Genomic DNA, 21,559 nt, shown 5'->3' with positions numbered 1-21,559 from the left:
ATCGCATTCAAGGGCCAGTCAGTGCCTCATGCAACGTCGAGCGAAATCTCTGCACGGCCGGCGACATGGTTGTTTTCCTGCGGTAGAAAAGCCGGATCCTGCTTTCGAATAGCACCGTTTCGTAGGGCAGGGCGGCGAGATCGCGGCCCGCATAGGTCTGGAGCATCTGCTCCGTCAGCATGGTAATCAGGTCGCTATTGCGCAGTAACGTTGTCAGCAGCGAAATCGACGCGTCGGTTTCGATAACCGCCTGCGGTGACGCCAGATCGTGGTCCTGAAAGTATCGATCGACGATCTGGCGCAGTCCATGTCCCGGCAGCGGCAGCAGCCATTTCGCCCCTTGCAGCAGGCGTGGATCGGCGGGTGCATGCGCCAGCGGATGGCCTTGCCGCGCGACGATCCGGTAGCGCTGCCTGCCGATCTCATCGGACCGGAGTTCTTCGTCTTCTATGGTGTCCGGCATGAAGCAAAGCGCGAGATCGAGTTGCCCGTCCTTCAGTTCGTCGAACAGCAGCGCCGATACCTGCACGGAAAGTCTGAACGAGACGGCGCTCTCGCGCGCTGTATAACGGGCGAGGATGGGCAGTAGCGCGGATTCCAGCAGGGCCGGCACGACGCCGATGCGAATCTTGCCCGCCGACGCAGACTTCGCCGCCGCCATATCAGCGTAGGTTTGCGCGACTGACGCACCGACATTGGCGGCACGCTCCAGGAGCACGCGTCCTGCTGCCGTCAGTTCGACGCCACGGCCCTTGCGATCGACGAGGCGGGTGTCGAATTCCGCTTCGAGCCGTTGCAGGATCTTCGACACGGCGGATTGCGTCAGCCCCGTTTTTTGCGCAACGCGATGCAGGTTGCGCGTTTGAGCGAGCAGGGAGAACACGCGCAAGTCTTCGATTCTCATTCATTCTCTGCCAGCCGTTGTCCAGTCCCACTCTAGCGTAAATCCAATCACCGCGGCGCCGGTATTCCTCCCGGGAATCAAAGCTCGCCTCGCTTTCCGAGCGGTGCGTCGAACAATGACGACATCACGTTTCGTTCGATTCGAGGAGGCATCTTGTCCGACCTTTCCAATGCGTGCGCAGCCGGCATTGATGCGCCAATGCCGGCCGCGAACCGCTTCGCGATGGTGGCCGTCATGCTGGCGGTTGCGCTGGCGACGCTCGACACCGCGATCGCGAACACAGCGCTGCCCGCGATAGCAACCGATCTTCACGTGACGCCGGCCGAATCGGTATGGATCGTCAACGGCTACCAACTTGCGATGGTGGCGACGATACTGCCCTTCGCCGCGCTGGGCGACGTTTTCGGGCACAGGCGCGTCTACATTGGCGGGCTGGCACTGTTCACGGCCGCATCGCTGGCTTGCGCGGCGGCGCCGACGCTGCCGTTGCTCACCGCCGCGCGTCTTCTGCAAGGGCTGGGCGGTAGCGCGATCACGAGCGTCAGCATTGCGCTCGTCAGTGCGCTGTATCCGCGACACCGGCTTGGACGCGGCGTCGGGGTCAACGCGCTCGTCGTTGGCGTGTCGGTTGCCGTCGGGCCGACCATCGCATCGCTAATCCTTTCGACAGCGTCGTGGTCATGGCTCTTCATGATCAACGTGCCGCTTGGAGTCATTGCCCTCGCGTTTGCGCTGCCAGCGCTGCCGCAGACGCCCCGAGGCGCGTATCCATTTGATCCCGTTGCGGCCGTGCTGAACGTCATCACTTTTGCATCGCTGATTGTCGCGCTCGGTGAAGGGGGGCAGCGTGCGCCCACGATTCGCGTGCTCGGCTCGCTCGTCATCGCACTCGTTTTCGGCGTGTGTCTGATGCGGCGCGAGGCAGCGCGACTTGCGCCGATGCTGCCCGTCGATCTCTTCCGGCGGCCCGAGTTCGCGCTGTCGGCCGTGACGGCCGTTTGCGCGTTCGCCGCGCAGGGCTTCGCGTTCGTGTCGCTACCGTTCTATTTCGAGGACGCGCTGCACCTCAGTCAGATCGAGACGGGGTTCCTGATTACACCCTGGCCGGTTGTCGTAGCGCTCGTGGCGCCCGTTGCCGGACGCCTGTCAGACCGCTATCCGCCAGGCGCGCTGGGCGCGGCCGGGCTCGCCTGTCTGTGCGCGGGCCTTGTGTCGCTCTCATTGTTGCCCGCTCATCCTTCCGCGTACGCGATCGCGGTGCGGATGGCGATCTGCGGTGTCGGCTTCGGCCTGTTTCAGTCTCCGAACATCAAGGCGTTGATGGCAAGCGCGCCTCATGCGCGCAGCGGTGTCGTCGCGACCTCGCGTCTGATCGGCCAGGCCACAGGCGCCGCGCTGGTCGCGCTGTGCTTTGGACTGGCTGGCCAGCACGGACCGATACTCGCGCTGCTTGGCGGCGCGATCTTCGCGGGCATAGGCGGAATCGCGAGCGGGCTGCGTTTGATGGCGCGCTCGCATCGGTTGGGCAGCGCGGGATGGGCTGACCGATAGCGCTCTACAGACGCGACGCCAGGAGTCGGATGCCGGCAATCCCGAATACCACAGCCAGGCATCCTTCCAGGGCGCGGCGGGTCCGCACGTACATCCTGCGAGCCGAATCCGTCGAGAACAGTACCGCATAACTGCCGAACACCAGACATCCGATGGCCGCACAGCCCATAACCAGAGCACTATGGGTAGGCTGGGTAGGCCCTGTGCCGTTCGACGATAGAGCAACAATCGAAACCCACACGAGGATGGCTTTTGGATTGGTGAGATGGAGCATCACACCGCGTGAGTAGACGCTCGTCAAGGTCGGCGTTCGTTCCACCGCCACTACGGACGCAGCTGCAGTCGCGAGCGCATTGCGTCCGGATTTGAAGGCTAGCCACAAGAGATACAGTCCGCCAAAAATCTTCACTGCAATGATGAATTGAGAATAGGCGATCAGGGCCGCAGACACGCCTAGCGTTGCCACCGTCGCCCAAAACATCGATCCTGAAATGACACCGAGTGCGAACATTAGCGCCGCCTTCCTGCCATGACTGGCCGCTGTGGAGATGATTGCAAGGTTGCTCGGCCCGGGACTCGCGGTGCCAACGAAATACGCTGCGTAGGCAAGCAGCAGGTTTGTCGAGAAGTAGGCGTTTGCCGTCATATTCGGGAACCAGCAATGGAAGTTCGCCCGATCATCGGGCTTTGGTGAAACTGGCGGAAGTGGCAATGTCGCCATCTTTCGAGGAATATCAGACATGCGCGCCAGTGTTCGTCGAAAATGACCGAACCAAACGACGAACGCTCCGACGCATGCGCATCGGAGCGCTTCGCACATTACGCACGCAAAGGCCTCAACCCCGTGCGTACTTCATTCGCGAAGATCATCGGTTCTTCCCATGCCGCAAAGTGCCCGCCCGTTTCGGGCTTGTTGAAGTAAATCAGGTTGTGATAGGCCTTTTCAGTCCAGCTCTTCGGCGCCTGGTAATTTTCTCCCGGAAACGCGCTCACAGCGGCAGGCACGTTGACGTCGGCCGCGAGGAAGAAGTTCGCGTGCGATTCCCAATAGAAGCGCGCCGCCGAAATACCCGTGTTGGTCAGCCAGTAAAGCGTGATGTCGTCGAGTATGTCGTCGTGCGTCAGCGCGCCCGCCGAATGTCCATTGACGGGATGACCGAGCACGGCCGCGCTCAGCGCCGCAGCGGGCTGGCCGTAGCCATCGCCATGATCGAGCAGCCAGGACGCCAGCGCGACGGGCGAGTCGGCGAGTCCGTAGAGCGTCTGCGGACGCGTGCCCATTTCGAACGCGTAGCCGCGCTTCTTCTTGAAGTTCGCGCTCAATTGCTCGTACGCGTGCCTCTCTTCGTCCGATAAGCCGGCAGGCATCGGATCGCCCGCCGCCAGCGACTTCAGTATCTCGGCCGGAACGGAGGCAGGGAAATTCACGTGAATGCCGATCAGCTCGGGCGGCGCCTGTTTGGCCATGATGTTCGTGACAATGCCGCCGAGATCGCCGCCCTGCGAAGCGAAACGTTCATAGCCGAGCCGTTTCATCAACGTGACCCACGCGCGGGCGGTACGCTCCGGTCCCCAGCCCGTAGTCGTAGGTCGCGCCGAAAAGCCGTAGCCTGGCAATGATGGAATCACAAGGTGAAATGCGTCCGAAGCCGGTGCGCCGTATGCGGTCGGATTGACGAGCGGGTCGATGATCTTGAACTGTTCGATGACCGAGCCGGGCCAGCCGTGCGTCACGATCAACGGCATCGCGTTTTCGTGCTTCGAGCGCACATGGATGAAGTGGATATCGAGTCCATCGATCTCGGTGATGAACTGCGGATACGAATTCAGTCGCGCTTCGCATTTGCGCCAGTCGTAACCGCTTGCCCAATATTGCGCGAGCCCCTGAATGGCGGCGAGCTGAATGCCCTGCGATTCGTCGGGCACCGTCTCGCGATCGGGCCAGCGCGTCGCCTTGATGCGACGCCGCATGTCGGCGAGCTGCGAGTCGGGAACGTGAACGCGGAACGGGCGAAGCGCGGACTTGTCGCCGTTTGCGGGTTCCGTGATCTTGCCGATTGCCGGGCTCGTGTCCGCGAAGGCGAGCCGGCTCAGCGAGCCTGCCGCGAGCGCCGCGGCGGCCATACCGACAAAGTGCCGGCGCGATGAGGATTGGGGCGTGTCTTTTGACATGGGATCGGTCTCCTGCCTTGATCAGCGTGTTGCGTTGCGGGTGAAGTCGGCGACGTGCAGCTTCACGAAGTCATACATGCTCATGGGCTTACGGCCCGTGAGTTCGAAGAGGTCGTTCGTCATGCGGTCGTATCGGCCTTGAGCGTGCAGGTCGGCCATCACGGCCAGATGAGCGACGACGTGAGCAGGAATGCCGAGTTCGCGCAATTTCTCGGACCACGGCGCGACAGGCACATTGCGGTAACGGATGGGCCGGCCGAGCGCATCCGAAAAGACGCGCGCAGCCTGCTCGAGATCCGTTGATTCGAGGCCCGTCAGGTTATAGATCTTGCCGATATGCGACGCCGGGTCTTCGAGAATCACCGATACGGCATTGGCGACGTCAACGGCTGAAATGGGCGACGTCTTGCTGCTGCCGAGCGGCAGTGCAAGTTCGTCGTTGTCGCGCACGCCGGCCGCGCCAAGCGTCAGGAAGAAGCTCTCCAGAAACGCCGTCGGCCGTACCGTGACGACGGGCAGCCCCGACCATTGCAAGACCTGCTCGGCGAGCCAGTGCAGTTTATGTTGAGGGCTGTCGGTCGTCTCCGTGATGCTCATCTCCGTGACTGTCATCTGCGACATGTTCACGATCGCTTCGACGCCGTGATGACGCGCCACGGCAGCAAAATTGACGGTTGCTTCGAGATAGGCCGCGGAGACGGACATGCCGAAATAGACGCGCGAACAGCCTTCGATCGCGCGGTGCATCGAGGCGAGATCAGTCAGATCGCCGACCACGACTTCAGCGCCAAGGCGGCGCAACTCATCCGCGCGTTCGTCTTCCTTGCGGACCAGCGCCCGCACTTTATAGCCCTTCGCGAGCAATGACGTTGTCACGTTGCGGCCAATGCCACCAATCGCGCCTCCGGCACCGGTCACGAGAATGGGCCGATCATGGGCAGGTTTCGTTGTCATATCACATCCTTTCAAGGAGAAACTTCACGTTATTTATGTATGCATATACACACGTAGACATGGAAATGTGCGCGTACATACGCTGATCAACACGAAGATCGGGTCGTCATTCGCGGGCGTCTTGCAGAAAGCCGAGCATTGTCTGCGTGACCAGTTCGGGCTGCTCCTCCTGGATAAAGTGCCCGCTGTTCTCTATGTCGACGGCGCTCATATTGACCGCCTTTTGCCCGACGACCATTTTCATCCACTTGTATGCGGGACCGCCCATCACGAGAACGGGCATTTGCAGCTGGCCATAATTCTTGTTGTCGCTGACGTCCTGAGGGAAGGCCTGATACCACGCGTTCCCTGCGCGAATTGCGGGGGCGCTATCATAGGCGTGCTCATACACGGCGCGGTCGCGTGCGTCGACTGCTTTCTCATTCACAAGAAAGTAGTGGAAGAGCCAGTCCTGTTCAAGCCGGACGCGGCCTGCCAGCAGCTTCTCCGGCAAACCTCTGACCTGGTTGAACGCGAACCACCAAAGGTTCGGGCGCGCCGAACCGAGCCTGTCACCGTATGCGCCTTGTACGGGCAGAAGCGGGAACGTCTGCAGGCTCTCGTCGGGATGTGGAAACTCCATCATCACCAGCTTGTCGGTGGCTTCGGGATAGTTTTCCGCATAGGCGAACGCCACCGCCGAGCCGATGTCGTGTCCCGCGATCGCAACCTTGTCGTATCCGAGCGATTGCGTCAGCTCATGGATATCGGCGGCCATCGTTTTCTTGTCGTAGCCGTCAGCGGGTTTCGACGATGCACCCATGCCGCGCAAATCCACGGCGATCACGGTGTGATGACCGGCAAGCGCCGGCATGATCTTGTGGAAGGTCCACCACGTTTCCGGCCAACCGGGCAGCAACACGAGCGGCTCACCCTTGCCGCCCGCCACATAATGCAGCCGCACGCCGTTTACGGTTGCATAGCCATTTCTGAATCCGGGCAGCGACTTCACCAGCGTACCGTCTGACACGTCGGTCTTTGCGCTCACAGGCTTGCGCGCATGCGTTGCGACGGGCGTATCCGTTGCAGACGGCTGTGCGTAGCCGAGGGAAGCAGTTGTGATCAGCGCCGCAACGACGATGCTCGCGGAGCCGGTCCCGATCATTGGTTTCAAAGCAGGTTCTCCTTCGATACAGGGGCAGTTCGAGATTCGCGGAATCATGCAGCCTGCGTGCACAGATCGTCGGACGCCTGGTCGTTGACGATCATCGGCTGCGCAGCGCGTTCGTGAACATGCGCGGTCGGCGTACGGTCGATCATCAGACTCAGCAGTTCAGGGCGGTTGTAGTGACCGGCCGAATCCATCAGCATCTTGCGGCGATCGATTTGCGTGAAGTCGAGATCGACGATGACTTCGCCTTCGCCCGAGCGAAGTGGTTCGGCCATCAGCATGCCGTCAGGAGAGACGATTGTCGTGAAGCAGCCGCCCGAGATCGGACCGATTCCGCAACCGGTGTCCTTCATGATCTGCGCCTGCTGGTCGGCGTCCAGCCACGCCGTTGCGTTGACGACGAAAGCGCCGGACTCGAGCGCATGCTGGCGGATGTTGATTTCCATCCGCTGGGCGAAGCCCTCGCCAAAGGCCGAGCCCGGGTACATCGCCGAATGGATCTGCTCACCGTCGGCGATCATCGCGTAGCGGGCGAGCGGGTTGTTGTGCTCGAAGCATGCGAGCTGGCCGATTCGGCCGACTGCGCTATCGACGGCGCGCAGGCCCGAGCCGTCTCCCTGGCCCCAGATCATCCGTTCGAAATGCGTTGGCGTGATCTTGCGGCGGCGCTGGATCAGCGTGCCGTCGTCATCGAAAAGCAATTGTGTGTTGTACAGCGTGCCGCCATCGCGCTCATTGACACCAATGGACACAACCATGCCGGCCTTTCGCGCGGCTTCTCCGATTGCGTCGGTCGCGGCGGACGGCACGGTCACGGCCTGCTCGAGCAGGCGCAGATGTTCGGTGCCCGACAGAAGCTCGATGCCCGTCTGGACAGCCGCAAAGTAAGGGTAATAAGGCACGACCGTTTCGGGGAAGGTGGCGAACTGCACGCCCTTCTGGCTCAGTTCGTGGATCTTATGCACGACCTTGGCAACGGTTGCTTCACGACTGTAGAGCACCGGGCTGAACTGGACGGCGGCGGCTTTGACGACTTTCATGACAAACTCCTTGAAGAGGGGGTAGGGGTACCAGGCGTTGGTCGATCTTGCATATGCAACATCGATCGAAAAATTTCAGACCATGCGCAGCGGCAAATCGCGCGCGATTTTCATGAGCTCATGGGCACCGTTTTCTCCCAGAAGTCGCGTCGCGTGGCTCTGTGCAGCCGACCACGCGCTCGCGGCGCTTTTGAGCAGCACCTCGCCTTCATGCGTGAGCGAGAGAGGACGGCTGCGACCATCGCTAGCAGGGACGCCTTCGGCAACCCAGCCCTGCGCGATCAGCGGCTGCAGATTCCTTGTTAGCGTCGATCGCTCGTGATGATTCCTCCGGCCGAGATCTGAGCGGCTAATGGGCCCGAACTCCGCGATGAGCACGAGCAACGAGAACTGCGGCGCCACGATGCTGAGCGGCCGCAACGCATCGTCATAGACGGAGGTCAGGACACGGGAGATCTGCCGGGCGCGCGTCACCAGACAATTGCGCGCGATCTGGCCGCTCAGCGGTTGATCCGCAATTCGATCCAGTTCAACGGTTCCGTTCGGCTCGTGTTGCATATGCATTACCTCGGTAAGCCCAGTTTTTGCGGCGCGGCCTTCTGCTCGCGATGGGCGTATTTGAGCAGACGAACGTATCCCGCTCGTGTCCTGAAGTTGGTCGTGTGTAAGCGCGCGTATCCCTATCCGTTTGCAGATACGTTGGAATACAAAGGGAAGGTGCGGGGCGAGAGGGAGGGAAATGACGAGGGCGGTAGCGTGATGCCGCGAGCCCTCAGCCGTTGCTGCCTGGCTCGACTTCTACACTCTCCGCCGTCGCGGGACGCGAAAACCGCATTTGATATTCACTCGGGGACAATCCCGTCTTGCGCTTGAACAATTGCCGGAATGTGCTGATATCGCCATAACCGACACGCTGACTCACTGCGTCGAGCCCAATTGGTCGCGTTTCCAGTAAGCGTTTCGCGACCTCGATGCGCAGATTCTGCAGATAGGTCAACGGTGCGAGCCCGACCGCTTCCTTGAAACGGCGATTGAGCGTACGTTCGCTGACAGCAAGCGATGCCGCCAGCTCACTCAACCGGAATCCCTGCTGCAACGTTGCCTCCATCTGCTGCTGGGCGCGCGCGACAAGCGTGTCGGTGTGCCCATGTTCATCGAGAAGCGTTGCATAGGAAGCCTGCGAAGTCCGGTTCATGTCGATCAACAGTGCCTTTGCGGTCATCGTCGCGAGCGATTCTCCAGCGAATGTCTCGACGAGTCGCACCGCGAGATTCAGATACGACGTCACGGAACCGCCCGAGATGATGCCGTCTTGCTCGATCAGCAGTTCCTGTGCGCGAACTTCGACACGCGGATAGCGCCGCGCGAAGTCCGCGGCTCTCGCCCAGTGCGTCGTCGCGGCGCGGCCATCCAGCAGGCCGGCTTCGGCGAGCAGGTAATTGGCTGTGCAATAAGCCCCCAGCACGGCGCCTGCCTTGCGTTGGCGCCTCAGCGCGGAAGACAGTTCGTTCAACTGCTCGCGGCGCCCGATGAACGCGTCGATGTTCGAGAAGAACGGTGCCGTCAGCAGAACGGCGTCGGCCCGTTTGCGCGGGTCGATCTTGCCGTCGACGTGAATGGTCTGGCCTGACGCTGCCATGACGGGCCGCCCGTCGAGCGATTCCACGCGCCACACGAACACGGGCGCGGACGTCGTGCCTGGCGCAGCCTTGCGCGCATGGAATTGATTGGCCGCGCTGAACACGTCGACAGGACCCGCGACGCCGGACGCGAGAATTCCGTCATAGACCCAGATGCGGACGATGGCCATTGCGTGTCTGAAATTCCTTGAATAACGGCGATACTGCCACTTCCGGGCGCACGAGTAAACCCCGATCATGGCCGCATCCGATGAACCCAAAGCAGGAGCAGCACCATGCCAATGATCGATGCACTGTGGCCCGAAAACGCCTTGACGCCTGAGGCCGAAGCGCGCCTCGTCAAGGAACTGACCGACATCCTCATCGAGGCGGAAGGCTACGATCCCGCCAGTCCGATCGCGCAGCGTGTCACCGTGTTCCATCTTCATCGACCTGCCGCGATTTACATAGGCGGTGAACGCGCGAACACGATACGTTACCGGATCATTCCGTCTGCGCCTGAAGGGCAATACACCGACGAATCGCGTCGCACGCTTGTCAAAAGCGTTACGGAAGCGGTGGCGCGCGCGGAGAACCGGCCGTTCGAAGAAGTCGCGCCGCGCGTCTGGGTCTTCCCGACCGAGATTCCTGATGGCGCGTGGGGGACGCGCGGCGCGATCTGGACGCTGCCCGACATTCATGCGCTGCTGGCGGGCGAGTCCGAGCGCAGTGCGGGGGCTGGACGCCTCGCGCGGCGACGCCGCGAGAAGGCGCGCATCACGCTCGAAGCAGCGCTCGATGCCGCTAGCGCGGGCATCACGAACAAACAGTAACGGAGCACCCAGCATGAAATTCAACGACACAGCCCCCGTAATGGCACCCGCTGGCGGTCCGCCGCTCTGGCTGGCCAACCTCGCCGAAAACGCGACGCTCGAAGCCACCGTCCTCAAGCGTCCGATCGAGGGGCGAGCCGATATTCTCTCTGTGATCAAACACGCAGTCTCGCTCTACGAATTCCAGCATCACAGCTACAAGGGCGAGATCGGCAACGGTTTGTACATGGAATCCTATCGCTCGCAGATTCAGGGCATGCCGATCGAGACGGTGGTCGTTGCACATCTGAACGAACAGGGCGAGACGGATTCCGTGGTCATCAATCACCGTCCGCTCAACGCAGCGCTGCTGTTTTCGAAACTGATGTGGCAACGCGTCGATGAGCGCTTCCGCGATTGCTATCTGACGGGACCCGAATCCGCGGCGCTATAAAACGCCTTCTTCTTAATTTGACAACAGCGTCCGTGATGGCCGCTTCTGCTGGAGTCTCCATGGCACACACCACTCCGATGCCAACCACGCCAACCACGAAGATATTGGCGATTGGCACCTTTCCCCCGGGCACGGACATGCAGCTTGTCCAACACATTCTTCCGACCGAAGTTCGCGAGACGACGCAGCTCTACCTCGAGGGCAAGATTGATCAGTGGTATTCACTGCAGGACCGGGCTGGGGTGGCATTCATCCTGAACGTTACGGATGTGGGCCAAGCACATGAAATGCTCGAGGCACTTCCCCTGGGGAAAGCACATTTGATGACGTTCTCGCTCCTCCCGATAGGCCCACTCAAGCCGTTGAGCAAGCTTGTAAATCCGACTTCACCCCAATAGAAGGCGCTGGAGCGTACTGTCGAGTACTCAGCAGACGTCCGGAATTCTGGAACATTGAAGTGCACTTTACTCAACGCAATTTCTCTTGGGCATATGATGTATCTACACTACATTGCCTCCCATCGTGCGTATGCACTGCATGCGTCACACGAGCACTAAGCGAGAATCCGATCATGTTCAAACGTTTAACGAAGGCGACAGTCTTCTCCGCGGTAGCTATGAGCCTTTCCGCATGCTCCAGTCTGCCGGCGTCATCCTCGTCGGCGGCGAAGATTGAAGTCGGCGAGGTGCAGGTCAATCCTGACATCAAGCTGCGTCATATGGTCTATCGGCCCGCGCATCCTAAGGGTACGGTACTCTTCCTGCACGGCTTCCCGGAGACGATGTATGCGTGGAAACCGATTGCCGAATCTCTGTCCAGCGACTACGAGGTACATGCGTTTGACTGGCCGGGTTACGGACAGTCCTCACGTCCAGGCGCCAATCGCTTCTCCTATGCGCCGATGGATTACGCCCATGTGCTGGAAGACTATATCCGCACGTCGGGCATCGACAGTTCGAAGCTGGTGATCTATGCCACCGATATCGGGGCGCTACCGGCGCTGTTAGCAGCATTGGAGCAACCGAATATCGCCAAAGAGATCATCGTTGGCGACTTTGCCCCGTTCAACCGCCCGCAGTACATGTACGAAAGCCTGCAGGGCCTGAAGTCCAAGCCGTCGTCTGACGCCGTGCATGCCGCGATGAACAAGAACCGTGACGAAATCCTGGCAAACACATTCTTCCGCGGCATGTCGGCGCAGGAACGCTACGCGTTGCCCCAGGAGTTCAGGGACGATATCGCGAAAGGATGGAGCGGTGATATCACATCGGCAGACGCCTTCTACCACTACTACTCCTACTTCACCCGCGACCAGGACTACTTCGAAGCCAATATGGCAAAGCTGAAGGTCCCCGTGAAGGTGGTGTGGGGCGCGCAGGATATCTACATCAAGAAGGAAATGGGCGTTGAGTACGCGAACCGTAACGGTGTGAAGCTTACGATTCTCCCTAAGCTCGGCCACTATCCGCATCTGCAAGCGCCTGAACAGACGGTGGACGAAGTTCGGGCCGCGTTCAGCGCGGGCAGCAGTCCTGAGAGTGACTGAGCGAGTGCGCCGTCGACGCAGCCAGCGGCATTCATTGACCTATGTTCCATCAGCGGCATCTACACTTTAGTGCAGCGTATTACTACCAGATCACCGATCAAGCAGGGATTCGAGCCTGACCTGGTCGAGGAGGTAACCCGGCATTGTTTGCTCACACGAACGCGATCCATTTCGCGTGTCGTTACCGGCATCTATGATCGGGCACTTCGCTCGTATGACGTCAATTCTTCGCAATTTTCCATGCTCGTCCTGATCGCCAGAATGAACGGTGGCAGCCGCGCTGAATTGGGCCGCGCCAATCATCTGGAGCGATCGACTTCAACACGCAATCTTCAACTGCTGCTGGACCAGGGGTGGGTTGAGGAGTTGACGCCTACACATGGGCGCAGTCGTCCCATCGTGCTGTCCGATGCGGGGCGTGAATTGCTGGTGACCGCCATGCCGGCCTGGCGTGCAGCTCAGCAGACGGCGAAAAGGATGTTGGGTAAAGAAGGGGCATCTGCGTTGTCGTCGATCGCGAACGAGCTGCCAGCGGATTAGCAGCTTGGGCGCGGCCAATCCAGCGCAACAGCGCCAGAGTTCTGAAACAGTGAAGTGCAATTTATGTACCGCAATTCCTCTTGCTCGGATGGTGTGGATACACTAAATTCGCATGAACGTGCATATGCACAGTACGCATTCATATGGCGCGGCGTATAAGGCCGCTCACGAGTAAAGAATTTGCAATGACTAATGCACTTCGTGTCCAGACTGGTCTACGACGTCAAAACCGGCGTCGTGAAGACAGTCGTTTCTCCTGCACCTTTGCGCAGGTCACTCCCCGAAGCCTCGCTATCGCTGCGTTCACCTCAAGGCTGATGACGGCGCGATAGTGGCGTAGTCCGCTTCGCCTTTGCGTTGTCGCCGGTCGCATTGCACGCACTTCAGGTTCGCCTCTGCTGATTACGAACGGAGTCGATTGACTAACCGTACACGGAAGTATGCATATGCACAGCTTGTCTGGGAAACCGTAATACCTCGTTTGCTGGCTACACGCGCTCGAATTTTTGCTACTTGTATGGATTGGTTATGGATGTCACACGGATCAAGTTGGGAATCGTAGGCGCGGTGACGGGGACGCTAGCTCTCGCCGCATGTGGGCAAAAGCCGCCTGTACATCCGCCGGGGCCACCCGAGGTGGGCGTGATTACAGTCGCGCCGCAGGCGGTCGCGACGACAACCGAACTGCCGGGCCGCACGAATGCGTTTCTTGTTGCACAGGTTCGGGCACGCGTCGACGGCATCGTCCTGCACCGCGGATTTACAGAAGGCGACGACGTAAAGGAAGGGCAACGCCTCTACAAGATCGACCCGGCGCCCTATATCGCCGCGTTGAATAGCGCAAAGGCTTCGCTCGCGAAGGCGAGAGCCAACGCGATGGCTGCCGATGCCCTCGCTCAGCGCGATAAACCGCTCGCGGCTGCAAACGCTATCAGCAAGCAGGAGTACGACAACGCTGTGGCTGCTGCTGGACAGGCGGAAGCCGAGATTGCCGCGGCGCAGGCGGCCGTCGATACCGCGCAGATCAATGTCAACTACACGGACGTGATATCACCGATCTCGGGCCGGGTAGGCATATCGCAAGTCACGCCTGGCGCGTATGTGCAGACGAGCCAGGCGACACTGATGGCCACGATCCAGCAGTTGGACCCGATGTACGTGGACGTGACGCAATCGAGCCTCGATGGCTTGAGATTGCGCCGCGAATTCGAGGAGGGGAAGCTTGACGCGGCCGGACCGAACGCGGCTGCCGTCTCGCTGGTTCTCGAAGATGGGCGCGTTTATCCGTTGCAAGGCAAGCTGCAATTCTCGGACGTGACCGTCGATCAGACCACCGGGTCGGTGACGATCCGCGCACTTTTTCCGAACCCGAACCATGTTCTGCTGCCTGGCATGTTCGTGCGCGCGCGCATTCAGGAGGGCGTCAGGCAAGGCGCATACGTGGTGCCGCAAATCGGCATCGCGCATGATCAGAAGGGCCGTGCAACGGCGCTGGTCATCGGGCAGGACAACAAGGTGGTCTTGCGTCAGGTCGTGACATCGTCGACTTCCGGCGCGAACTGGATCGTTGAAGGCGGCTTGAACCCAGGCGATCGCGTGATCGTGCAGGGCACCGAGAAGGTTCGCCCGGGCGCAGTCGTGAAAGCGGTTGCCGCGCGGTAACGGGGGAGTCATGGCCAACTTCTTTATTGATCGCCCAATTTTTGCCTGGGTCATCGCCATCATCCTGATGCTGGCAGGCGCGGCATCAGTCCTCAAGCTGCCTGTAGCGCAGTATCCGACCATCGCGCCGCCGTCGATTCAGGTGACGGCGACGTACCCGGGTGCATCCGCGAAGACCGTGGAAGACACCGTCACGCAGGTGATCGAACAGCAGATGAATGGTCTCGATCATCTGCTTTACATCTCGTCGCAATCGGACGACTTCGGCAACGCGACCATCACGCTGACCTTTGCGGCCGGCACGAACGCCGATACCGCGCAGGTGCAGGTTCAAAACAAGCTGTCACTGGCGACACCGCTTTTGCCGCAGGCCGTTCAGCAACTCGGGACGAAGGTCACCAAGTCGAGCAGCAGCTTTTTGCTGGTCCTCGCGTTCGTATCCGAAGACGGGAGCATGAGCAAGTACGACCTCGCCAATTATGTGGCATCGAAGGTGCAGGATCCCGTCAGCCGGATCAACGGCGTCGGCACGGTGGCACTCCTGGGCGGCACGCAGTTCGCGATGCGCGTGTGGCTGGACCCGCACAAGCTCGACGACTTCGGGCTGACCCCGGTCGACGTCGAACAGGCCCTGCAGACGCAGAACGTGCAGGTGGCTTCCGGCCAGATCGGCGGCACGCCGTCTGTCCCCGGTCAGGCGCTGCAGGCCACCATCACGGAGGCGACTTTGCTGCGCACACCCGAGCAGTTCGGCGACGTCCTCCTGAAGGTCAATCAGGACGGCTCCCAGGTCCGTATCAAGGACGTGGGACATGTCGAGCTCGGCGGAGAGAACTTCAACATCGATACGAAGTACAACGGGCAACCGGCCGCGGGCGTCGGCATCTACCTCGCGACGGGCGCGAATGCGCTCGCGACGGCGAAGGCCGTGCGCGACAAGATCGACCAGTTGTCGAAGTACTTTCCGCATGGGCTGGTCGTCAAGTATCCGTATGACACGACGCCGTTCGTGAAGTTGTCCATCGAGGATGTGATCAAGACGTTGCTCGAAGGTATCGTGCTCGTGTTCCTCGTGATGTACCTGTTCCTGCAGAACCTGCGCGCGACGCTGATCCCGACGATTGCCGTGCCCGTCGTCCTGCTGGGTACGTTCGCGATCATGAGCGCGGTGGGCTTTTCGATCAATGTGCTGTCGATGTTCGGTCTCGTGCTCGCAATCGGCCTGCTGGTCGACGATGCGATCGTAGTAGTCGAAAACGTCGAGCGCGTGATGTCGGAGGAGGGCCTGTCGCCACGCGATGCAACCCGCAAGGCAATGGGCCAGATCACGGGTGCGCTGATCGGCGTCGCGCTGGTGCTGGCCGCCGTGTTCGTGCCTGTGGCGTTCTCGGGCGGCTCGGTCGGTGCGATCTATCGTCAGTTCTCGCTGACCATCGTGGCTGCGATGGTGCTGTCCGTGCTGGTCGCGCTGATTCTGACGCCGGCGCTGTGCGCGACGATCCTCAAGCCTATCCCGCAGGGCCATCACGAAGAAAAGAAAGGCTTCTTCGGCTGGTTCAACCGCACCTTCGACAGGAGCCGCGACAGGTATCACTCTGGCGTGCATCACGTGATCAGGCGCTCGGGCCGCTGGCTCATCATCTATCTCGCCGTGATCGCCGCAGTGGGGCTCCTGTTCGTGAAGCTGCCGAAGTCGTTCCTGCCGGACGAGGACCAGGGAACCCTGTTCGTGCTGGTTCGCACGCCCGCGGGCTCGACCCAGGAAACCACGGCACACACGCTGAGCGATATTTCCGACTACCTGCTCAACGACGAGAAGTCCATCGTCGAATCGACGTTCGCCGTGAACGGCTTCAGCTTCGCAGGGCGCGCCCAGAACTCCGGTATCGTCTTCATCCGGCTTAGGGACTACGCCGTGCGGCAACGCTCCGATCAGAAGGCGCAAGCGTTGGTCGCCCGACTCGCTGCGCGGTTCGCGCCGTACAAGACTGCACTGGTCATCCCGGTCAACCCGCCGTCGATACCTGAACTGGGGACGGCGTCCGGCTTCGACTTCGAGCTCGAAGACCGCGCGGCTGTGGGGCACGATGTGCTGATGGCGGCGCGCAACCAGTTGCTGGAGATAGCTGCGAAGGATCCCGCGCTCGCTCGCGTGCGCCCGAACGGTCTGAACGACACGCCGCAGCTCAAGGTGGATATCGATCGCGAGAAAGCGCTGTCGCTCGGCGTCACTCCGGCTGCCATCGACCAGACTTTCTCGATCGCTTGGGCGTCGCAATACGTGAACAACTTCCTCGATACCGACAACCGGATCAAGAAGGTGTATGTGCAAGGTGATGCGCCATTCCGGATGTCGCCGGATGACCTGAATGTCTGGTACGTGCGCAACGCTTCGGGGGGGATGGTGCCGTTCAGCGCGTTCGCGACCGGGCAGTGGACCTACGGCTCGCCCAAGCTCGAACGCTACAACGGCGTGTCGGCCGTCGAAATTCAGGGTGCGGCTGCGCCGGGCAGCAGTACCGGGCAGGCGCTGGGCGCGATGGAGAAGATCGCCGCGCAACTTCCGTTGGGCATCGGCTTCGAATGGACGGGTTTGTCGCTTCAGGAAATCGAGTCCGGCTCGCAGGCGCCCGTGCTGTACGGCATCTCGATCCTCGTCGTGTTTCTGTGTCTCGCGGCGCTCTATGAGAGCTGGTCAATTCCGTTCTCGGTGATCATGGTGGTGCCGCTCGGCGTGATCGGCGCGCTGCTGGCCGCGACGTTGCGCGGACTCGAAAACGACGTGTTCTTCCAGGTGGGGTTGTTGACAACAGTGGGCCTGTCAGCGAAGAACGCAATCCTGATCGTGGAGTTCGCGCGGGAATTGCAGCAGACCCGGGGCATGGGGCCCGTGGCAGCAGCGCTCGAGGCGTCCCGCTTGCGGCTGCGGCCGATCCTGATGACGTCGATGGCGTTCATTCTCGGCGTGTTTCCGCTCGCCATCAGCAACGGTGCGGGATCGGCAAGCCAGCACGCAATCGGCACGGGCGTGATCGGCGGGATGCTGACGGCGACGTTCCTCGCCGTTTTCATGATCCCCATGTTCTTTGTCGTAGTCCGCTCGATGTTCTCCGGTGAGAAAGATGACTCGGTTCACGCGTTCCCGCACGACGAGCCGCACCAACCCGATGCTTCCGGCGAACGCGTCGAGGTGGGTGTTCACGATGAAACGGCCGGTTGAGGACAGTGGAATGCGAGAACTTTCGTTGATGCCAATCGCGCTTGCGATCCTGATCACCGGCTGCACGATGGAGCCGCACTACCATCGCCCCGATGCGCCGGTAGCGGCGTCGTTCCCGAACGGTGGCGTTTATCAGACGCAGCCGCTAGCAGAGAGCGGCAAGCGCTCGGCTAACGGACAGGCGGCGCCGGACATCGGTTGGCGCGACTTCTTCGTCGATCCGCGCCTGCAGCAACTCATTGAGATTGCGCTGAAGAACAATCGCGATCTGCGCGTCTCGGTGCTCAACATCGAGGCTGCACGTGCACAGTTTCAGATCACGCGCGCCGGATTGTTTCCAACAGTCCATGCGGCGGCCTCGCAGAGCAAGCAGCGCACGCCGGCAGATTTATCGCCTACGTCGCGCACCGTCTCAGACGTGTATTCGGTCGGCCTGAACGCGTCCTGGGAGATCGACTTCTTTGGCCGGATCAGAAGCCTGAAGGACCAGGCGCTCGCGCAATATCTGGCCACATCGCAGGCTCGCAAGGCCGCCGAGCTCTCGCTGGTTTCGGAGGTGGCGGACCAGTATCTGACGATAATCGCCTACGATGAACTACTCGATGTCACGCGCGACACGCTAAAGACCGCCCAGGACTCTTACGGGCTCACAAAGCTGCAATTCGACAATGGCACGGGTTCTGAACTCGACCTACGCCAGGCACAAACGGTAGTCGACGAGGCGCAGGCAAACCTGCAGGCACAGGAACGTGCGCGCGCTCAGGCCGAGAATTCGCTGGTGTTCCTGATCGGCGAACCATTGCCTTCGGATCTGCCTCCGGGCGCGACGCTCGATGGTCAGGATTTGCTGGAGGACATTCCGGCGGGCCTGCCTTCCGATTTGTTGAGTCGTCGGCCAGACATCATGGAAGCTGAAGAGAACCTGCTCGCGGCGAATGCGAATATTGGCGCGGCGCGCGCAGCGTTCTTTCCGAAGGTTTCGCTGACGGGCAGTTTCGGCACGCTCAGTCCGTCGCTGGGCGGGCTGTTCAAGCCGGGTTCCGCGGCGTGGGCCTTTGGACCACAGATATCCGTGCCGATTTTCCAAGGCGGCGAAAACCGCGCGAACCTCGATCTGGCTAACGTGCAGAAGAAGATCCAGGTCGCGCAATACGAAAGGGCGATCCAGACCGCGTTCCGCGAAGTGGCTGACGGGCTTGCGGCGCGCGGCACGTACGATCAGGAGATCGAGGCCCGGCAGCACGACACGCTAGCTGAACAGCGCCGGCTCGAACTGTCGGAGCTGCGGTACCGGCGCGGCGTCGACAGCTATCTGTCGGTGCTGACCGCGCAAAATGACCTGTACGCTTCGCGCCAGTCATTGATCACCGCGAGGATGCAGCGGCTGACGAGCCTTGTCGATCTGTATCGTGCGCTTGGAGGCGGGTGGATCGAGCGCTCAGGTGAAGAGCCGCGGCCTGCCGACGCTCCGGGCATCGGCTAAGGAGGTCAGCGGCGCCAGCGAACGTGAGCCGTGTTGCGGAGAGTGAACCCGCGGAAAGCGTGCTTTCAACCTATACGAAGTTGTGGCTAACACCATCGTGCAATTGTGCTGTGCATCGCCATCAGCCTAACCTTGTTTCCTGAAAGGCATTCGACGTGGCCTTTTTGAGGGATGGTTAATGGACACCGTTCAATGCATTCGCATGTTTGTAAAAGTCGCGAGCGACGGAGGCGTTGCCTCGGCATGGTTGCCAATCGCGACTACTTCCGAAAAGGTGAAGCTATGACATTTCGAAATGAGGACGACATCGTTCGACGCGCGCTGATTGCTCTTTTGGCTCCGGAATCATTTGCGTCGGAGGCCACGCCGAATACATACATCCGCAAGAAGAAATTTCGCCGGAGCGGTCCGACGACGACCAGAACATTTGAGCCCGTCGTTGGCGAATCGGTCCCGGCTCGGGTTTCCATTGTCGAGCAGCTTACATCGCAAACGCTCAGTGTCCGCTGGAGCGATCCGCAATCCGGACACTACGCTGATCAGGTGTGGCGGAAAGGTGTCGCACGCAGATCGTCCTTTTGCGTGTTGACAGGCATGCGCATCTATCCCGGCGATTCCGTGTTCCGACCGCGTGCCTGCGAATCGTATGTACCCGCGAATTGCGATCGTATGATTCTCGCGGCAGTAGTGCGCGAAGATTCAGTTCCCGCGGTTGACGGTTTGACGCCTGCGGCATGCGCTATTTGACGTTGGTACTGACATGTTCCGACTCAGACTCATGAGCGTACATGACATAACCTCTGCATAGCGTTTGTCCCGCCAGTTTGACGGTGCGCGTGACGTCCACATGCGCGCCCGGGGAGATATCACGAGTGAAGATTTCTAAACTGCCCCGATGTTTCGCTATTGGCATGACCTTCGTCTCGAACGTCACCTATGCACACGAACTCGATGCCAGTCTCGATTGTCATTTCGGCTTGCATGGGTTCAGGCGCTGGAAACGAATGGCGAAAAGCAAGGCAGTTCGGGAGCGCGGCGCCGATTGCGGTGATTCGGACTAGCAATCTCGACGATAAACGCCACGTTGATCTGCTCTCTGAACTTTTACTGCGATCGTACGCTTGTGCGGCTCCGCTGAAAACGTGGCAACAGCTTGCCGCTGTCAATGGCGGGCTGGCCGACCCGGTTGTGGCCGGCCAGATCGCGTCTCAGTCTAGTTCTTCGGCCGGACCGAAGAACTCGTACCGGCTTCTATCCTCGGGTACGCCCAGTTCGTGCAGCGACCGCTTGATGAAGGCCATGAACGGCTTCGGTCCGAGGAAATAGGCGTCGAAGTTCCGGTCGGCCGGAAGCCAGTGCCGCAACTGCTCCAGGGTTGGCCGGCCTACCCCGTCCGGAGCGGGCGCTTCCCGCGCTTCGGTCTCTTCATAGACGACGTATGATTGAAAACGCGGAAAACGGGCATGCCATGCCTTGAGTACATCGGCGAAGGCATGCACCAACGCATTGCGCGCATAGTGGATGAATATGACACCCCGTTTGCTGCGGTGCAAAGCCGCTTCGGCCATCGCCAGCGTTGGAGTGATTCCCACGCCGCCACTGATTAGTACAAGCGGCTCGTCACTGTCGCGGAGGGTGAACTCGCCAGCAGGCGGAAAGAGCTCCAGGATGCTTCCATCAACGACCTTGTCGTGGAGGAAGTTGGAAGCGACGCCACCGGGCTCGCGCTTCACGCTGATCCGGTAGCTACGTCCGTTAGGCGCGGCCGACAGCGAATAGTTTCGGCGGATTTCCGCGCCATTCACGTTCAGGCGAAGCCCGATGTACTGGCCTGGAGTGAAGTCGAGTACCGGACCGTCATCCACCGGCTCCAGGTAGAACGAAGAGATTTCCGCGCTTTCCGGGACTTTGCGGACCACCCGGAACGCACGTTCACCTCGCCATCCGCCGGGCGCGCTGGCCAGCGCGTCGTAAGCCTGACGCTCAGCGCCCATCAGGATATCGGCAAGCTGCTGGTAGGCCACACCCCAGGCCTCGATGACTGCATCGGTCGCGACGTCGGGACCCAGCACCTCTCGAATCGCACGCAGCAGACACGCGCCCACGATCGGGTAGTGCTCGGGCTGGATCTGCAGCGCAACGTGCTTGCTCACGATCCGTTTTGCAAGCGGGCCGAGCGCCTCGAGGTGATCGATGTTGCGCGCGTACGTGAGTACGGCGTTGGCAAGCGCTCGTTGCTGGGAGCCACTGGCCTGGTGAGTCTGGTTGAACAGTGGGCGCACCTGCGGATACCCGTCGAGCATCAGCTTATAGAAATGTTGGGTAAGCGCTTCGCCGTCCGTTTCCAGCACCGGAACGGTGGCCTTTATGATGTCGCGTTGAATGTCGGTCAACATAGGAATCTTTCTCGTGAGCGGTTGAGATGTCGCGAATCGTCTTGCCTCCGTCAAGA

Annotated in this window: 18 protein-coding genes and 1 pseudogene; 10 read left to right on the top strand and 9 right to left on the bottom strand. The window is 60.7% G+C overall.

All coding sequences use genetic code 11. The features are described from left to right. Positions 1-7 precede the first annotated feature (7 nt). Positions 8-904, bottom strand: coding sequence for a LysR family transcriptional regulator (locus VSR68_RS07300; RefSeq protein WP_342939175.1), 897 nt, complete (start codon positions 902-904; stop codon positions 8-10). Between the two features lie 198 nt (positions 905-1,102). On the opposite strand from VSR68_RS07300, the gene VSR68_RS07295 reads away from it, so the two are divergent. Next, on the top strand, positions 1,103-2,455 hold the full coding sequence (locus VSR68_RS07295; protein WP_428983474.1) for an MFS transporter: 1,353 nt from the start codon (positions 1,103-1,105) through the stop codon (positions 2,453-2,455). A 4-nt stretch (positions 2,456-2,459) separates the two neighbouring features. On the opposite strand, the gene VSR68_RS07290 is transcribed toward VSR68_RS07295, so the two are convergent. The 7 genes from VSR68_RS07290 to VSR68_RS07260 all read right to left on the bottom strand — a co-directional run bounded on the left by VSR68_RS07290 (position 2,460) and on the right by VSR68_RS07260 (position 9,581). Beyond that, positions 2,460-3,101, bottom strand: a complete 642-nt coding sequence (locus tag VSR68_RS07290) for a LysE family translocator (protein WP_342939429.1) — start codon at positions 3,099-3,101, stop codon at positions 2,460-2,462. Between the two features lie 173 nt (positions 3,102-3,274). Then, positions 3,275-4,627 (bottom strand): epoxide hydrolase family protein, encoded by a 1,353-nt coding sequence (locus VSR68_RS07285; protein ID WP_342939173.1) that lies wholly within the window; start codon positions 4,625-4,627, stop codon positions 3,275-3,277. A gap of 21 nt (positions 4,628-4,648) precedes the next feature. Beyond that, on the bottom strand, positions 4,649-5,581 hold the full coding sequence (locus VSR68_RS07280) for an NAD(P)H-binding protein (RefSeq protein ID WP_342939172.1): 933 nt from the start codon (positions 5,579-5,581) through the stop codon (positions 4,649-4,651). Between the two features lie 106 nt (positions 5,582-5,687). Beyond that, positions 5,688-6,725, bottom strand: a complete 1,038-nt coding sequence (locus tag VSR68_RS07275; RefSeq protein ID WP_342939428.1) for an alpha/beta hydrolase — start codon at positions 6,723-6,725, stop codon at positions 5,688-5,690. A 53-nt stretch (positions 6,726-6,778) separates the two neighbouring features. Further along, positions 6,779-7,771, bottom strand: coding sequence for a carbon-nitrogen hydrolase family protein (locus tag VSR68_RS07270; protein WP_342939171.1), 993 nt, complete (start codon positions 7,769-7,771; stop codon positions 6,779-6,781). 75 nt (positions 7,772-7,846) lie between these two features. After that, the gene (locus VSR68_RS07265; RefSeq protein ID WP_342939170.1) at positions 7,847-8,329 is read right to left on the bottom strand and encodes a MarR family winged helix-turn-helix transcriptional regulator; all 483 of its coding nucleotides are present in this window, start codon (positions 8,327-8,329) and stop codon (positions 7,847-7,849) included. A gap of 214 nt (positions 8,330-8,543) precedes the next feature. Then, positions 8,544-9,581, bottom strand: coding sequence for a GlxA family transcriptional regulator (locus VSR68_RS07260; RefSeq protein ID WP_342939169.1), 1,038 nt, complete (start codon positions 9,579-9,581; stop codon positions 8,544-8,546). A gap of 105 nt (positions 9,582-9,686) precedes the next feature. Between VSR68_RS07260 and VSR68_RS07255 the strand changes: the two genes are divergently transcribed. The 9 genes and pseudogenes from VSR68_RS07255 to VSR68_RS07215 all read left to right on the top strand — a co-directional run bounded on the left by VSR68_RS07255 (position 9,687) and on the right by VSR68_RS07215 (position 19,854). Next, entirely contained in the window at positions 9,687-10,223 is a 537-nt protein-coding gene (locus VSR68_RS07255) for a Tautomerase enzyme (RefSeq protein ID WP_342939168.1), read from the top strand. Positions 10,224-10,236: 13 nt separating this feature from the next. Further along, positions 10,237-10,656, top strand: a complete 420-nt coding sequence (locus tag VSR68_RS07250; protein WP_342939167.1) for a hypothetical protein — start codon at positions 10,237-10,239, stop codon at positions 10,654-10,656. Positions 10,657-10,715: 59 nt separating this feature from the next. Further along, complete coding sequence (locus VSR68_RS07245; protein ID WP_342939166.1) at positions 10,716-11,054, top strand: hypothetical protein; 339 nt, start codon at positions 10,716-10,718, stop codon at positions 11,052-11,054. A 173-nt stretch (positions 11,055-11,227) separates the two neighbouring features. Beyond that, complete coding sequence (locus VSR68_RS07240) at positions 11,228-12,202, top strand: alpha/beta hydrolase (RefSeq protein WP_342939165.1); 975 nt, start codon at positions 11,228-11,230, stop codon at positions 12,200-12,202. Positions 12,203-12,349: 147 nt separating this feature from the next. Next, positions 12,350-12,742 carry a MarR family winged helix-turn-helix transcriptional regulator gene (locus VSR68_RS07235; protein ID WP_342939164.1) on the top strand — a complete coding sequence of 131 codons (393 nt, stop codon included), beginning with the start codon at positions 12,350-12,352 and terminating at the stop codon, positions 12,740-12,742. 528 nt (positions 12,743-13,270) lie between these two features. Further along, positions 13,271-14,401: pseudogene (locus tag VSR68_RS07230) on the top strand (efflux RND transporter periplasmic adaptor subunit); the annotation flags it as partial. A 13-nt stretch (positions 14,402-14,414) separates the two neighbouring features. Continuing rightward, the gene (locus VSR68_RS07225; RefSeq protein ID WP_342939162.1) at positions 14,415-17,624 is read left to right on the top strand and encodes an efflux RND transporter permease subunit; all 3,210 of its coding nucleotides are present in this window, start codon (positions 14,415-14,417) and stop codon (positions 17,622-17,624) included. A 10-nt stretch (positions 17,625-17,634) separates the two neighbouring features. After that, positions 17,635-19,107: an efflux transporter outer membrane subunit gene (locus VSR68_RS07220; protein ID WP_342939161.1), complete on the top strand. Its 1,473-nt coding sequence runs from the start codon at positions 17,635-17,637 to the stop codon at positions 19,105-19,107. A gap of 243 nt (positions 19,108-19,350) precedes the next feature. Then, positions 19,351-19,854, top strand: coding sequence for a DUF3331 domain-containing protein (locus VSR68_RS07215; protein WP_342939160.1), 504 nt, complete (start codon positions 19,351-19,353; stop codon positions 19,852-19,854). Between the two features lie 461 nt (positions 19,855-20,315). Here VSR68_RS07215 and hmpA read toward each other — a convergent pair whose 3' ends face one another. Further along, the gene (gene hmpA, locus VSR68_RS07210) at positions 20,316-21,503 is read right to left on the bottom strand and encodes an NO-inducible flavohemoprotein (RefSeq protein ID WP_342939159.1); all 1,188 of its coding nucleotides are present in this window, start codon (positions 21,501-21,503) and stop codon (positions 20,316-20,318) included. Positions 21,504-21,559: the final 56 nt, after the last annotated feature.

This window comes from Paraburkholderia phymatum (genome assembly GCF_038900715.1).
Lineage (GTDB): Bacteria > Pseudomonadota > Gammaproteobacteria > Burkholderiales > Burkholderiaceae > Paraburkholderia > Paraburkholderia phymatum_A.
Note: the sequence above shows the minus strand (reverse complement) of the source record. Positions and strands in the feature narration are given on the sequence as shown.

Coding starts and splice junctions, on each gene's coding strand:
- VSR68_RS07255 (WP_342939168.1), top strand. CDS start 9,687: ATGCCAATGATCGATGCACTGTGGCCCGAAAACGCCTTGACGCCTGAG.
- VSR68_RS07275 (WP_342939428.1), bottom strand. CDS start 6,725: ATGATCGGGACCGGCTCCGCGAGCATCGTCGTTGCGGCGCTGATCACA.
- VSR68_RS07240 (WP_342939165.1), top strand. CDS start 11,228: ATGTTCAAACGTTTAACGAAGGCGACAGTCTTCTCCGCGGTAGCTATG.
- VSR68_RS07220 (WP_342939161.1), top strand. CDS start 17,635: ATGCGAGAACTTTCGTTGATGCCAATCGCGCTTGCGATCCTGATCACC.
- VSR68_RS07265 (WP_342939170.1), bottom strand. CDS start 8,329: ATGCAACACGAGCCGAACGGAACCGTTGAACTGGATCGAATTGCGGAT.
- hmpA (WP_342939159.1), bottom strand. CDS start 21,503: ATGTTGACCGACATTCAACGCGACATCATAAAGGCCACCGTTCCGGTG.
- VSR68_RS07260 (WP_342939169.1), bottom strand. CDS start 9,581: ATGGCCATCGTCCGCATCTGGGTCTATGACGGAATTCTCGCGTCCGGC.
- VSR68_RS07280 (WP_342939172.1), bottom strand. CDS start 5,581: ATGACAACGAAACCTGCCCATGATCGGCCCATTCTCGTGACCGGTGCC.
- VSR68_RS07225 (WP_342939162.1), top strand. CDS start 14,415: ATGGCCAACTTCTTTATTGATCGCCCAATTTTTGCCTGGGTCATCGCC.
- VSR68_RS07270 (WP_342939171.1), bottom strand. CDS start 7,771: ATGAAAGTCGTCAAAGCCGCCGCCGTCCAGTTCAGCCCGGTGCTCTAC.
- VSR68_RS07300 (WP_342939175.1), bottom strand. CDS start 904: ATGAGAATCGAAGACTTGCGCGTGTTCTCCCTGCTCGCTCAAACGCGC.
- VSR68_RS07295 (WP_428983474.1), top strand. CDS start 1,103: ATGCCGGCCGCGAACCGCTTCGCGATGGTGGCCGTCATGCTGGCGGTT.
- VSR68_RS07215 (WP_342939160.1), top strand. CDS start 19,351: ATGGTTGCCAATCGCGACTACTTCCGAAAAGGTGAAGCTATGACATTT.
- VSR68_RS07245 (WP_342939166.1), top strand. CDS start 10,716: ATGGCACACACCACTCCGATGCCAACCACGCCAACCACGAAGATATTG.
- VSR68_RS07290 (WP_342939429.1), bottom strand. CDS start 3,101: ATGACGGCAAACGCCTACTTCTCGACAAACCTGCTGCTTGCCTACGCA.
- VSR68_RS07250 (WP_342939167.1), top strand. CDS start 10,237: ATGAAATTCAACGACACAGCCCCCGTAATGGCACCCGCTGGCGGTCCG.
- VSR68_RS07285 (WP_342939173.1), bottom strand. CDS start 4,627: ATGTCAAAAGACACGCCCCAATCCTCATCGCGCCGGCACTTTGTCGGT.